This window comes from Vibrio limimangrovi (assembly GCF_054064025.1).
This window is the reverse complement of sequence record NZ_JBSUGF010000007.1, coordinates 517,014-530,818: the sequence shown is the minus strand read 5'-3', so window position 1 is coordinate 530,818 and position 13,805 is coordinate 517,014. Positions and strand designations below refer to the sequence as shown.

Sequence of the window (13,805 nt, the reverse complement as noted above, 5' to 3'; positions counted from 1 at the left end):
CATTTACAATTGGTGTAATGATGAAAAACTCCCGAAAAACGATGCGACATAGATCACATTTAATTGACTTTTTACAATTCCAATCACACTGCTTCCCTTATTTACCTTCAAGAAAGTTATTTAGTGATACAATTTTCTAACACGAGCAACATATTCGCATACAGAATAGCTTAATTCACTGAATTTTCCGACAAATCCACTGAATAAGTAAATGTATTTAATGAATAGTATTGCAATGGATGTAGTTTGCGGGTACCCTCCGCAACCTGCGATTAAATACGGATGTTTAGTGAATATTTATGTCATGGATTATGGCAAGTATTGACTAGTAGTAACACGAGACAACTATGAACAATCACACTAATGCTACTGAAGCTCCTAAAAGCAACTTCTGGATGTTCTTGATCCCATCCTTAATCGGCCTTCTTCTTTTCATGGCACCTATCTCTTATGATGGTGACCTTACTATTCCGGTTGCGGTTATGGCTAAAGTCATTCCCGCGCTATTGGGTGATACACTGATTGCCATTATTACCGGAATCATCGCTTTCATGGCTGTCGCTTCTGTTCTTTGCAAAATTTTCCAGCCAGCTGCGGTACTTCGTAATGGCTTTCTTAACGGCCTGTTCAATCCATCCGCACTGTGGTTAGTCGTTCGCCTGATTGGCGCAGCAGCGGTTGTAATGACGTTTTTCCAGATTGGTCCAAAAGCAGTATGGGAAGAGAACACGGGTGGCCTGGTTCTGACCGGATTATTGCCAACCCTATTCGCAGTATTTATCTTTGCCGGCCTATTGCTTCCATTGTTGCTGAACTTTGGTCTTCTAGAGCTGTTTGGCGCGCTTTTAAGTAAAGTCATGCGTCCGGTATTTAACCTGCCTGGCCGCAGTGCTATCGACTGTATGGCATCTTGGTTAGGTGATGGCAGTGTCGGTATCCTTCTGACCAGCAAACAGTACGAGAACAAGTTTTACACTCAGCGTGAAGCGGCTGTCGTGGGTACAACCTTCTCAGCAGTATCTATCACTTTTAGCTTGGTAGTCATCGCACAGGTACAGCTAGAGCACTTATTCCTGCCATTTTACGGCACTATCTGTCTTGCGGGTGTTGTTGCAGCGGTAATCATCCCTCGCTTACCACCATTGAGCCTGAAGAAAGACCGTTACATTGATGGCAGCAAGCCTGATAAAGATGCTGATGCAGTACCAGAAGGTCATACAACGTTCTCTTGGGGCATGGATTTAGCTTTAAAACGCGCATCTGAAGTCACTTCTTTCCAGTCTGTCTTCAAAGAAGGGGTTCATAACGCAATTGATATGGTTTTCGGTGTACTACCTGTCGTTATGGGACTTGGTACCGTCGCGCTAGTCATTGCAGAATACACTTCTGTGTTTGAGATTCTGGGTCAGCCGTTCATTCCATACCTTGAACTGCTGCAAGTGCCTGAAGCCGTGGCCGCATCGCAAACTATTGTTGTTGGTTTTGCTGACATGTTTATTCCTGCAATTCTTGCGGCGTCAATTGACAACGAGATGACTCGCTTTGTGATTGCTGCAATGTCCGTAACTCAGCTTATCTACATGTCTGAAGTCGGTGCCCTACTATTAGGTAGTAAAATCCCGGTAAACATCGTAGAACTGTTTGTTATCTTCATTCTGCGCACCCTAATCACCCTACCGGTGATCGCTGGTGTCGCTCATCTGATCTTCTAATATCAGATTGCTGACATAGAGAGGCTCTGCAACCGCGGAGCCTTTTTTATTTCTCTCCATTCATCTCTCCTTTTGTATAGCTTCATTACGCAACCTAACACGTCGGCCCCTTGACAATAGATTACTCCTCGGACCTGTATCACTTAGACATCATGCTTTTATAACTCATTCATATAAAAGCAATAAATATCCTCACGACTTTTCAAGCATAACTACAGATAAAAATTGAATTATTTTTCATCAAAAATGAGCGTGTTTGACTTCAAGTTTTCAACATGGTTGTCGATATAAAAATAACCAAACACAAACGGTTTCTCTTTCTGCAAAATTTACCCAAATGATAAGAGGTAGAAGCACAGAGAAGCCAATCGGGAGACTCAAAGGAGAGCTCATGAAATTCAGACATAAGGTTGTCACCGCTTCTTCAATCTTGCTGCTTATTACCGTGTCACTATTGTCTATTGAACAGGTGTTGACCATCCGTTCTCAAACTCAGGAACATATCGATACGAGCGTAAAAGAAATTTTGAACAGTGTAAGTAATACCGTTCAATCAGAGATTAGTGCCAAAAAGAATCTCGCTCGCTCTATTACCGAGGCCATTGAACTTGCTCCTAACGAGCACGACTATGTTCAGGACATTATCGAGAGACCAACACTAAAATCCAATTTCTTAGCGATTGGTTTAGGCTACGACAGCAACGGTTCTGTGGTTGAAAATGACGATGGCTGGGAGCCAGACGCTACTTACGATCCCCGTAAACGTCCTTGGTTTACGGCAGCGAAAAGTAACGGCGACCTTATCGTTACCGCTCCGTACGTTGATATCTCAACGAAAAAAGTGATCATCTCTGTTGGTACACCAGTCAAAGAAAATGGTCAGTTTATGGCTGCAATGTTTTATGACCTGGAACTGACCACCCTTTCAGAGCTAGTAAACAAGGTAAACCTATTTGACGCCGGATACCTGTTCCTTGTGTCATCTGATGGTACAACCATTGCGCATCCTGAAAGCAAATACCATGGCGAAAAGCTAAGCAGTTACCTGCCACAAGTTAGCCTTACAAGTTCCACTCAACAAATAGAGTTAGATAATAAACCTTACCTGATTAGCCTGACCCATATTAGTGGTGAAGACTGGTATTTGGGTGCAGTGATCGATGAAACCATCGCCTATGCGGATGTAGAACATTTGCGTAACAATGCAATCATATATTCGATTCTTGCAATCATTGCCTCAATTATTGCTCTGACTTTGCTGATCCGTGCATTAATGCGTCCACTCGATGCCCTTAACAACGCGATTAAAGATGTCGCTTCAGGTAAAGGCGATCTCACACAACGTCTGGAAACCAATTCCGATCCCGAATTTTCTGAACTGGCGAAAAACTTTAATACCTTTATAGAAAACTTACAGCATCAGATGATTGAGTCGAAAAGCATTTCTGACCAGATCTTAAGCGGTACACAAATCACTGCTCAAGGTGCAGAAGATTCTGCAAGTGCGATTCAAACTCAACTTCAGGAACTTGAGCAATTGGCGACGGCTATGCACGAAATGTCGGTAACGGCTAACGAAGTGGCAAACAATGCGCAAGGTGCGGCAAGTGCAGCAAAAGAAGCGGATCAAGCGACAGTTGAAGGTTCATCGATTGTTAGCGAGTCGACACAAACCATTAACCTACTCTCTGACAGTATTGATCTTGCAGTTGAGGAAGTTCATGTCCTTGAATCGGCGACCGCGAACATCGAAACCATCCTTAAAGTCATTAATGACATTGCAGACCAAACGAACCTACTTGCACTAAATGCAGCGATAGAAGCGGCTCGTGCGGGTGAGTCAGGCCGTGGTTTCGCCGTTGTTGCTGATGAAGTGCGGACTCTGGCTCAACGTACCCAAGAGTCTACGACAGAAATTCGTAGTATGATTGAACGACTTCAGTCTGGTGCCTCATCCGTTGCCAGTGCAATGAATCAAAGTAAAGGCAGCGCAGTGGAAGCGGTAGAGAAAGCAGAGCTTGCCAATAATGCTCTCCAGCGAATCCGAGATGCAATTCAGCGTATTTCTGACATGAACTTGCAGATTGCATCTGCGGCAGAAGAACAAAGTCTGGTTGCAGAGGAAATCAACAATAATACCGTCAATATCAAAGACCTCTCGACTCAGGTTGCTGATTCAGCGAATCGAACCAACGAAGCAATGCAGAGACAGCAAGAGGACGTTCGTAAACAAGATGAAATCCTCAACCGGTTCACGGTATAAACTGGTCAAAAACCAAAAACAGCGAGCATAATTGCTCGCTGTTTTTTTATAATTTTAAGTCAACGTGGACATAGCGGTCATTAGAACGACGGTAATAGTGGTCGTCCACCTTCAAGTAGGTCAAGTTACCGATCTGAATAAAGACGCTATTACTTGGAACTCGATCTCGGTGGTAGTATCGGTACCTAGGTGGTCTTGATTCAACAACAATCACTTCCTTATGCTTGTGCTTGTATTTACGCTTATGGTGATGACGGTCACGGTCACGATCATAATCGTGATAATGGTGATGATCATCTCTATGACCATGATTGTGTTTCGGATCAGCCATCGCGTCGGCACTAAACATACCTAATGAAAGCATAACGCCAGCCATGGCAAAAGATAATTGTTTTGACACAACAGTTCTCCTTAATCGAATTAACCATTCATATAGTAGGAAGATGCTGTCGAATTCGTGTCAGTCTTACGCTAAGGTTTTTCACCAAATCGTCAAACTTTTCGCCATATATCAGATTTACGTCAGAGCCGTAACGAGCCTCCTCTCTGACATTCTGATCCGCAAACCAATAAAAAAGCCGCGTAGTTAACGCGGCTTTTTTATTATCTATTTGATATTTAAACTTTTTAAAAGCTATACGGCTTGTGCAACCAGCAAAAAGCAGCCAAACAGGAACATCATACTCATGCCCATTGCACCACCACCAGCTTCGTAGACATTATTGCCTTCTACGGGTACTCGACGAACTTTCATTGTCATCGATAACGGAACAAATACTGCTAAGAACACCAGAATAATACCGGCGTAGCTAAGAATTGCTAAGAAGTGTTCTGGCGCGAAGATTGCGCCCAGCAACGGCAAGATAAATGTGGTCACAAATACCACAGGCTTACTCGCTTGAAGCAAATCTGCGTTTTGGTCGTACAGAGCCATCGCCACACCTAAAAACGAGGTCAACAACGCAAGGCCGGTAAACATCGACAGAATAAACTCCAGACCAGAGTAATGCTGCCCCAGAACCGCGATCAACTCAGTGACATTCGAGTACTGTACAAGTTCATGTGGCGGTAAGTTGCCTACCACTGCAAGTAACCATAATAGGTAGCAAACGAGAGGGATCGTCGAGCCAAAAATGATCATATTGCGCAGCTGAGTTTTACTCGCTTCTTTGTTGTAGCTGACTAGTGACGGAATCACGACCATAAAACCAAAGCTCGTAAACAGAACAGAGCTAGTTTTAATCAGCGCAACTTTGTCGTTACTCACGACTTCATCCAAGCCTTCGAACGTTACGCTTGGCATAAGAGTAAGCAGAGTGAGAACGAGCGCTACAATCATACCAATGAACAAGGCTCGGTTTAGCTTATCAATAACACCAGTACCAGCAGAAACGATGATGCCTACCACAAGCGTAAACGCAACCTGGCTTGAAATAGTAGAAACGGGCAATCCGACAGACGCCGTGACTTTTTGTAAAAGATCACCAGCACCAATAATGTAAGCCATAAGAAGACAAACAAGCAGAGCGTAAAGCAGGCCATTGGTCACCAACTGACCACCTTTGCCAAGAGTGTCTCTGGCAATCGCGTTCATACTAACGCCACCACCGACTTTACAACTCGCTTCAAGAAGAAGCAGTGCCGCATAAGTCGTTCCAGCCCAGATGAACAGCATAAGAAGAGTGCCCCACAGGAGGCCAAATTGAGCAAGCACCATAGGTATAGCAAGCATACCAGCGCCAAGAGCAGTACCTGCAACGATCAGGGAGCTGCCGACAAGTTTTAGATTCACGGTTAATACCTCAAAATTCAATCCGTTTTTTGTTTCGCCTGTCGTACTACGTAAATAGAACAAACAACAAAACGTCCCCGGCTCGCCAAAATGTAGGCGCAAAAACACACCAAATGGCAATAATACGTACTGACCAGAAGAGAGTGCACTCTCGTGGTCATGACTATGCTGGAGATCATTTTCAGGCGATATTCTGATTGATGAGCTGGCAATTTTTGGGTTCGAAGCAAAAATCGTCCATCTTATTCATCAATCGCCCATTCTTAACTGAATGGGATTGGTTCGGCGGGATTGTAAGGCATAATTAGGATGATTGAAAAGTAAAAGGTCATATTTCTAGCCAGATCTTTTAACAGCGCCACTTAAATACCATAGATGTGTCGATGAGTTATTCAACAGACATAACTAAACGCTAGACGCCTACTTTGTGGACGATTTGATTGTAGGTGTACAGTTTATTTTACAACTTAAGAGAACGCCTTAAATTCCAAGGGCGTAGCCTAGATCAGACAATATCGCTATTATTCGCTGCGTTCCGACAAGATTCGGTTCATATACCTCTAAACACTGATTTACGGTTCGAAAATTTGGTAAATCTGTGTCGAAATGCTGGGTGTGGTTCCCCAGCATTTATATCCTTCTTAGATCAGATAGTACTTTTTAGATGAGATAGTGCTTTTTAGATCAGATCGTAATTGAAATCTATCCCGCTGCCATTGCTCGGTTACTGTCTTCCACAGATCCCCTTTGTAATGCGTCTTCAATCTCCCATACTTGAATGACATAAGAACACATCCTAAGCCCAATGCTCTGTTATACTTAGGCATGAGTACGTCTGCTCTCCAAATAGGTAACGGAGGCGTTTTATGAAAAGCGGTTCAATCATCAGATGGGTTGTTATAACCTTGGTATTTTCTCTCATAGGCATGGTTTCTGTGTCGGCGAAACCGAACAACGACCACTATGTGCGCCCTGTTACTCAACCAGGTAACAAACATCAGACTCGACCGATCAAACACCCGACCAAGCCAGTAAAACCTCCGTATCAGCATAAGCCGCCGAGTTACCATCGACCTCCGAATGTAAGCAGGCCACCGAGCTATCATCGTCCTCCGAATGTAATCAGACCACCGAGCTATGACCGTCCGCCAGTTGTGATTAGACCGCCACATCATCACACAACCTATATTAATGTTCGAAGAGGCTATCGTTATCCACCCTATGGTGATCATTATTACTACTATCACAGAGACTTAGTAGACATCGCCACGTTCGCCATATTTGCTGGGATCACCTACGCAATTATTCAAAACGCCTACTATAAAAAAGATGGCGACCGCTATGTGTATGTGCAAAGCCCACCAGAGGGTAACTACACCGTGATAGATAGCAGTGATGTGGCTCTTTCGTCGAATTCGAATGCTGTCTCAAACAGCCCTTACAAGAAAGGAGAAGTTGTCGACACTCTCCCAAGCACTAAAAAAACCGTCGTAGTGAATGGGCAAACGTATTTCCAGTATCAGAACACCTGGTTTCTGCCTTTACGAAATGAGAGAAAATATGTCGTTGTTGAATCTCCGTTATAGCGCCTTGCATAAACCAAAGGTGCAACGTAAAATCAATCGCAATTCGACGATTAACTATGAAGACCAAGCGATGAATAATCACTGCACAAGTATTTGCCCGGTTTCTTTCGAGATAACTGAGCAACAACTTAACGATGAACAAACCCTGGCTGCACAGGCAAAAGCTTTGTCACATCCTGCGCGTTTACGCATTCTGCATATGCTTCATACACTAGACACGATGGGTGGATGCTTGAATAGTGATTTAGTGTCTGAGCTTGGCCTTGCTCAATCCACGGTATCTGAGCATCTACGTATTCTTAAGCAAGCTGGATTCATTACTGCTGAACCAAATCCCCCGAAGGTTTGTTACCGAATTCAACGCGAGACTCTTGATAACTTCAAGACCAGTTTTTCCACACTTTTTAGTTAGCCTATTACCCTTGCACTTGTTAAGGCGCATGCGGGTGAACGTTATATTTAAACATCGTCTTTCGACGATAAACGAGTAATAGATACGATGACGACTGAAATATTAAATAGTGCCAGTAACAGAATGAGCTTCCTGGACCGTTACTTAACGGTTTGGATTTTTGTTGCCATGGCAGTGGGCGTGGGCATTGGAGCGGCATTCCCACAAGTTGCAGAATGGAATCAGGCGATGTCTGTTGGCAGTACTAACGTACCGCTGGCTATAGGTTTGATCCTGATGATGTACCCGCCACTGGCCAAGGTGAACTATGGTCTGCTAGGAACGGTAACAAGAGATATAAAAGCGATCACACTTTCTCTGGTGATGAACTGGATCGTTGGCCCGATACTGATGTTCATCCTTGCGCTGACCTTCCTGGGCGATCATCCGGGATACATGGTTGGTATCATTCTCATTGGCCTCGCTCGTTGCATTGCGATGGTTCTGGTATGGAATGACATCGGTGGTGGTAACAAAGAATATGGCGCCGCTTTGGTCGCATTAAATAGTGCTTTCCAAATTCTGACCTACAGTGTGATGGCTTGGTTATTTATCACTGTGCTACCGCCATTCTTTGGCTACGAAGGATTCACCGTCGACATTTCGATGGGAGATATCGCAAAAAGCGTGTTGATTTACCTGGGCATTCCTTTCCTAGCTGGTTTTCTTAGCCGTAAGTGGCTGGTCGCAACTAAAGGAGAGCAATGGTATAACGACGTATTCGTTCCACGTATTTCTCCAATCACCTTAATCGCTCTGCTCGCGACTATCGTGCTGATGTTCAGCCTAAAAGGTGAAATGATTCTAGAACTACCAATGGATGTCTTCCGGGTGGCCGTTCCACTGGCTATCTACTTTGTATTGATGTTTTTTGCCAGCTTCTTTATTGGTAAAAAGATGGGACTCCCTTACGACAAAAACGCCTCAATCGCTTTTACAGCAACCGGTAATAACTTCGAACTTGCTATCGCGGTTTCCATCGCCGTATTTGGCTTGAGTTCTGATCAGGCTTTCGCTGGCGTGATTGGTCCTTTGATTGAGGTGCCAGTTTTAATTGCTTTGGTTAACTTGGCACTGCGAATGAAAGCAAAATACAGAAACTAAACACGAAAGTTAACCCATAAAGCTCAAAACGCCTTCCCCAATAGGAAGGCGTTTGCGTATAGTGTTTATGCAAATCCGATTGAGCTCAGAAAAGGAAAAAGAGATGGAATTAGATATTTACGTGGTTGACGCATTCACAAACTCACAGTTCAAAGGTAACTCCGCCGCAGTCGTTCCCCTGACTGAGTGGCTTGATGCTGAGCTGATGCAAAACATCGCCGCAGAGAATAATCTTTCTGAGACCGCATTTATTAAACAAATCGGCAAAAATCAATATGAAATCCGCTGGTTCTCACCACTCACTGAAATCGACTTCTGTGGTCACGCAACACTCGCTTCATCATTGGTATTATTTGACCAGCTAAATGTTGATAGCAGTATCGAATTCCACACTCTGGAAGTAGGAAAACTAACCGTAGTGAAAAATTCGCTCGGTAAGATCGAAATGACCTTCCCTACCAGAGCTCCCCTCCCTGTGAAAGAGATTCCAGCAGCGCTGATTGAAGGCCTCAGCAGTAACGTCGAGCGTGTATTACTAAGCCCTCAAGCTTACTTTGTCGTGTTAGAGAACCAGCAAGACGTGCTAGACATTGAATACCAATCTGCCCAGCTTAAAAAACTCGCTCCGTACGATGTTGTCGTCACCGCAAAAAGTTCCAACTATGATTTTGTCTCACGTTACTTTTGGCCCGCTAATGGTGGAGACGAAGATCCTGTAACAGGGTCTATTCACGCCGGGCTTGCGCCGTTTTGGGCAAAAGAGCTTGGTAAAAGCTCACTTGTCGCCTACCAGGCTTCTGCACGTGGTGGCGTTTTACACTGTGATGTGGGTGAAGACCACGTTAAAGTTTCCGGTGACGGTGTGCTGTATATGAAAGGGAAAATTTTCGTTTAATAAACTACTCAGTAGAAGATCCAACACCAAGCCCAACCACAAGTTGGGCTTTCTGAACTGAAACCTTCGACTTAGACAGACCGTAAATATCGGCCATCTCACTGATCCCGTTTTATTGTGGCAGCATCCTAGACTCACTCCATTCAGAAGTACAAAATTTCGATCATGCTCTCGATTCTTTCACTTGACTAAGCCGCCGCAGCGTTAAGTATCTCTATTTACAAAGAATAGTTTGAAAATTACGTGCTAAGCTGTAGTAAAGTTTTGTCATTCAGGGAATCATGCGATTACATGTGATGAACTTATACATTGATCTCCCTAATTGACCGTCAGCATACCCAGGTTTTCTGGCCAACCATCTTTCGAGGACGCACCGCATTATGAAGCGAATTATATTTGGCACGTTAATTATCGCCCTTCTGACGGCATGCTCAAAAGACAACACCCATCAAGCTCTCGGCACCCTGGAGCGTGACCGAGTCACCTTCACAGCAACATCAAACGAGATTATTCGTGCCCTACCCGTAAAAGAAGGCAGCCAAGTCAACGAAGGTGAAATTCTCGTACAGCTCGATACCAAAAACCAACAAGCGATACTTGCTCATGCTGTCGCGGAACAAGCCAAAGCCGAAGCGTATTTATTGAAGTTGACTAACGGGGAAAGACCAGAAGACATCGCCGCAGCCTCAGCGGTTGTAGCAAGAGCCGAAGCTCAACTGACAGAGGCTCAGAAAAACTACCAGCGAAAAGCCGAGTTAGTACGTAAGAAGCTGATTAGCCAATCGGAGAAAGACTCAGCGCTCGCATCGAGAGACTCCGCCAGAGCTGAGTTAGATTCCGCAAAAGAAGAGTTCAGCAAACTTACTGCGGGCTCTCGACCAGAAGATATCGAGCAAGCTAAAGCCGAACTGATGGCAGCAAAAGCAGATGTCGCACTGCAAGAGCAAAAGCTGGCAGAGCTAACCATTACGGCCACTCGTGAAGGCACCTTGGATAACTTGCCCTACAATCTGGGAGAGCGCGTACCTGTTAACGGCGTGGTTGCGGTGATACAGGCAAGCCGCGTCCCATATGCACGTGTTTACGTCCCGGCAGATTACCGTATCAATTTTGTGCCGGGAAAATCAGTCACCGTTAACGTAGATGGTTTAAATGATCCTTTGCAGGGAACCGTCCGTTGGGTGGCAACAGAGCCATCTTTTACTCCTTATTTTGCTCTTACTGAAGAAGAGCGTTCTCGCCTGATGTATCTGGCCGAAGTCGATTTACCGGACTCAGCAAAATCACTGCCCTCTGGCGTCCCTGCCCAAGTAGATTTGGTGGAGTAACTGATGACAGAGTACGCGATTCAGGCGCAAAATGTGGTCAAGAAATTTGGGGACTTTACTGCGATCAACAACATCACATTAAATGTCCCTAAAGGCTCAATTTATGGCTTTTTAGGACCCAACGGCTGCGGTAAATCCACGACAATCCGAGTGCTAACTGGCTTACTTAGCCCCACAGAAGGCAGTGTCGACGTACTTGGATTAGAGATTCCCAGACAATCAGAAATGCTTCGGCTTAAGATTGGTTACATGACACAAAAGTTTTCCTTGTACGACGATCTCTCGGTGCAAGAAAACCTCGAATTCATCGGGCAGATATTTGGCTTGGATAGCAAACGCCTCCATGCACGAATTGAAGAACAGTTAAAAACCTACGGTTTGGATCAACTGCGTAAGCAGCGTGTCAGCGGCATGAGCGGAGGTCAAAAACAACGCCTCTCTCTTGCTGCCGCAACAATGCATGCTCCGGAGCTTCTGTTTCTTGATGAGCCAACGTCTGCCGTTGACCCTGAAAACCGCCGTGACTTTTGGGAACAGCTGTTTGATCTGTGTGATAAAGGAACGACTATCTTAGTCACCACGCATTACATGGATGAAGCAGAACGCTGTCATCGTCTGGCGATCATGGAGTCAGGTGAAATTCGCGCCGATGGCGAGCCTGAACAGCTAATGGATAACATGGGTGTGAACATTATCGAAGTCAAAGCAGACAAGCTGAGAGAGTTGAAAGAAAAACTCATTCAGCGCGAAGAAGTTCGCTCTGCAGCACAGTTAGGTATACGTTTAAGAATCCTCATCCACCAGCATATTGAGCATCCAATAGATTGGCTGAAGACGACGTTTCCAGAGCTACAAAATGCTGAAATGAATCATGCTCGCCCGAGTCTGGAAGATGTGTTTGTCAGTGTGACAGGAAAAGGCCGCCAATGATGAAACCAATCGCCCGAATGAAAGCCGTAATGATTAAGGAAATTCGACAGCTTTCCCGTGACCGAATTACATTTGGGATGGTGGTGATGATTCCGCTCATTCAGCTATTGCTCTTCGGGTTTGCGATCAATACTGACATTCGCAATATTCCTGTCGGTGTCGTTGATCAAAGTGGCAGTACCGCTGGACGTATCATTACGCAATCAGTCAAAGTTACTCAAGTCGTTGATATAAAAGAAACGTATGCAACCGCTGAGGAAGCAGAACAAGCGATTCAGGATGGGATTATACGTGCGGTTCTGATTTTGCCAAGTGATCTCACTCAACGGATGATGCAAGGGCGTCAATTGGGCCAGTGGATTGTAGACGGCTCTGACACCATGATCAGTTCAGCCATCTTATCTTTGCAAACCATGCCGTTGACCGATTTTGACTTCGAAATAAGACCCGCCGTGACCAAAACGTTCGAAGTCGCGCTTTACTACAACCCAAGTCGGCGCTCAGCGGTGAATATTGTTCCGGGACTGTTGGGTGTCATTCTCACCATGACGATGATCTTATTTACCAGTGCAGCCATTGTTCGTGAGCGGGAGCGCGGCAATTTGGAGCTTCTTATAACAACGCCAATCCACTCGATTGAATTGATGATTGCAAAAATCGTCCCATATATTTTTGTCGGGTTGATTCAAGTGTTTATCATCTTGGGCTTAGGACACTGGATTTTTGGTGTGCCGATTAACGGAGCCATTAGCCAAATGCTGTTTGGTACGCTGCTATTTATTGCGGCCAGTTTAACGTTAGGACTTGTGATTTCTACCATCGCGACAACGCAACTTCAGGCAATGCAGATGACTGTCTTTATTCTGCTGCCATCGATTCTATTGTCAGGCTTTATGTTTCCTTACGAGGGAATGCCTGTAGCTGCACAATGGATCTCAGAAGCCCTACCCGCAACGCACTTTATGCGAATGATTCGTGGCATTGTGTTGCGCGGCGCTGACTTAGTCGACTTGTGGCGAGATACGTTATGGTTAATCGGATTTACCATATTTGGACTGCTGGTTGCTTCACTGAGATTTAAGAAGTCTCTTGATTAACAGGCTAGCTCTAGAGCTAAATAATCTCAAAATGCTTGTTTTGGCGCGAGAAACATAACCTAATAATACTCCCCCATAGAGCAGTCTCTTATGTCGGAAATAACGTAGTTATTAAACGAGTTAATCTTGAAATCAAACACCACTTCTTTGCAAATCATTCCTTGCTTATCGCTATATGTGATAAAACCCTCACTATAAGCTCTTTCCCCATTTGAAGATTTTATCCGCGCTGCAAGTTCTAGGTAGCCACGGTGAGCATCAACTCTGTTCATGACTTCGAATGTGTTTATCCACTCTTCACGGTCTGCCATTTTCATCAACATTGACTCGGCTTGCGATTCCAATTTCTTTGGGTAGACATAATAACGGTTGTATCCAAAATAGGCGCACATCAATAAAAATACGACTGCTAATGAGGTTGTTCTTGTCATGCAAGTGCCTCTTGTTGTTATAAAAACTCAGTGCTGTAACTTGAGTATAGGTACTCAGCAAAGTTTAGGTTAAAGAACTTACCTGAATAACAGAGAATCGTCAGAAACCGTCAACTCTCTGACAATCTCAGTGTAAATGAGTGAGTAAACTATCAATGATGCAAGTTTGATCGGAACTGAATCTTGTGCAATAAAACAATGTGTGAAGAACAAAGG

Annotated in this window: 12 protein-coding genes; 9 read left to right on the top strand and 3 right to left on the bottom strand. The window is 44.6% G+C overall.

Annotated elements, in window-relative coordinates; genetic code table 11:
- Positions 1-347 precede the first annotated feature (347 nt).
- Both ACWYU8_RS10045 and ACWYU8_RS10040 read left to right on the top strand, forming a co-directional pair.
- Entirely contained in the window at positions 348-1,712 is a 1,365-nt protein-coding gene (locus ACWYU8_RS10045) for a YjiH family protein (RefSeq protein ID WP_457519408.1), read from the top strand.
- A gap of 391 nt (positions 1,713-2,103) precedes the next feature.
- A complete protein-coding gene (locus tag ACWYU8_RS10040; RefSeq protein ID WP_457519406.1) occupies positions 2,104-3,975 on the top strand; it encodes a methyl-accepting chemotaxis protein in 1,872 nt (623 codons plus the stop codon).
- A gap of 46 nt (positions 3,976-4,021) precedes the next feature.
- Here the strand turns inward: ACWYU8_RS10040 and ACWYU8_RS10035 are convergent, their stop codons facing one another.
- Entirely contained in the window at positions 4,022-4,375 is a 354-nt protein-coding gene (locus ACWYU8_RS10035) for a hypothetical protein (RefSeq protein ID WP_457519405.1), read from the bottom strand.
- Between the two features lie 234 nt (positions 4,376-4,609).
- On the bottom strand, positions 4,610-5,767 hold the full coding sequence (locus ACWYU8_RS10030; RefSeq protein ID WP_457519403.1) for an amino acid permease: 1,158 nt from the start codon (positions 5,765-5,767) through the stop codon (positions 4,610-4,612).
- An 866-nt stretch (positions 5,768-6,633) separates the two neighbouring features.
- Here ACWYU8_RS10030 and ACWYU8_RS10025 point away from each other — a divergent pair.
- The 7 genes from ACWYU8_RS10025 (at position 6,634) to ACWYU8_RS09995 (ending at position 13,158) form a co-directional block, all read left to right on the top strand.
- Positions 6,634-7,353: a hypothetical protein gene (locus ACWYU8_RS10025; protein WP_457519401.1), complete on the top strand. Its 720-nt coding sequence runs from the start codon at positions 6,634-6,636 to the stop codon at positions 7,351-7,353.
- Between the two features lie 70 nt (positions 7,354-7,423).
- On the top strand, positions 7,424-7,765 hold the full coding sequence (locus ACWYU8_RS10020; RefSeq protein ID WP_457519571.1) for an ArsR/SmtB family transcription factor: 342 nt from the start codon (positions 7,424-7,426) through the stop codon (positions 7,763-7,765).
- An 87-nt stretch (positions 7,766-7,852) separates the two neighbouring features.
- On the top strand, positions 7,853-8,908 hold the full coding sequence (arsB, locus tag ACWYU8_RS10015) for an ACR3 family arsenite efflux transporter (protein WP_457519399.1): 1,056 nt from the start codon (positions 7,853-7,855) through the stop codon (positions 8,906-8,908).
- 103 nt (positions 8,909-9,011) lie between these two features.
- A complete protein-coding gene (locus ACWYU8_RS10010; RefSeq protein WP_457519397.1) occupies positions 9,012-9,803 on the top strand; it encodes a PhzF family phenazine biosynthesis protein in 792 nt (263 codons plus the stop codon).
- 380 nt (positions 9,804-10,183) lie between these two features.
- Positions 10,184-11,131, top strand: coding sequence for an HlyD family secretion protein (locus ACWYU8_RS10005; protein WP_457519395.1), 948 nt, complete (start codon positions 10,184-10,186; stop codon positions 11,129-11,131).
- A gap of 3 nt (positions 11,132-11,134) precedes the next feature.
- On the top strand, positions 11,135-12,061 hold the full coding sequence (locus ACWYU8_RS10000) for an ABC transporter ATP-binding protein (RefSeq protein ID WP_457519393.1): 927 nt from the start codon (positions 11,135-11,137) through the stop codon (positions 12,059-12,061).
- Positions 12,061-13,158: an ABC transporter permease gene (locus ACWYU8_RS09995; protein WP_457519570.1), complete on the top strand. Its 1,098-nt coding sequence runs from the start codon at positions 12,061-12,063 to the stop codon at positions 13,156-13,158. Before ACWYU8_RS10000 ends, ACWYU8_RS09995 begins: the two co-directional genes overlap by 1 nt.
- A 59-nt stretch (positions 13,159-13,217) precedes the next feature.
- Here the strand turns inward: ACWYU8_RS09995 and ACWYU8_RS09990 are convergent, their stop codons facing one another.
- Entirely contained in the window at positions 13,218-13,589 is a 372-nt protein-coding gene (locus ACWYU8_RS09990) for a hypothetical protein (RefSeq protein WP_457519391.1), read from the bottom strand.
- Between the last annotated feature and the right edge of the window lie 216 nt (positions 13,590-13,805).

What these genes read in the sequence shown, in the direction of transcription:
- ACWYU8_RS10045 (WP_457519408.1), top strand. Translation starts at nt 348, where the DNA reads ATGAACAATCACACTAATGCTACTGAAGCTCCTAAAAGCAACTTCTGG.
- ACWYU8_RS10040 (WP_457519406.1), top strand. Translation starts at nt 2,104, where the DNA reads ATGAAATTCAGACATAAGGTTGTCACCGCTTCTTCAATCTTGCTGCTT.
- ACWYU8_RS10025 (WP_457519401.1), top strand. Translation starts at nt 6,634, where the DNA reads ATGAAAAGCGGTTCAATCATCAGATGGGTTGTTATAACCTTGGTATTT.
- ACWYU8_RS10020 (WP_457519571.1), top strand. Translation starts at nt 7,424, where the DNA reads ATGAATAATCACTGCACAAGTATTTGCCCGGTTTCTTTCGAGATAACT.
- arsB (WP_457519399.1), top strand. Translation starts at nt 7,853, where the DNA reads ATGACGACTGAAATATTAAATAGTGCCAGTAACAGAATGAGCTTCCTG.
- ACWYU8_RS10010 (WP_457519397.1), top strand. Translation starts at nt 9,012, where the DNA reads ATGGAATTAGATATTTACGTGGTTGACGCATTCACAAACTCACAGTTC.
- ACWYU8_RS10005 (WP_457519395.1), top strand. Translation starts at nt 10,184, where the DNA reads ATGAAGCGAATTATATTTGGCACGTTAATTATCGCCCTTCTGACGGCA.
- ACWYU8_RS10000 (WP_457519393.1), top strand. Translation starts at nt 11,135, where the DNA reads ATGACAGAGTACGCGATTCAGGCGCAAAATGTGGTCAAGAAATTTGGG.
- ACWYU8_RS09995 (WP_457519570.1), top strand. Translation starts at nt 12,061, where the DNA reads ATGAAACCAATCGCCCGAATGAAAGCCGTAATGATTAAGGAAATTCGA.
- ACWYU8_RS09990 (WP_457519391.1), bottom strand. Translation starts at nt 13,589, where the DNA reads ATGACAAGAACAACCTCATTAGCAGTCGTATTTTTATTGATGTGCGCC.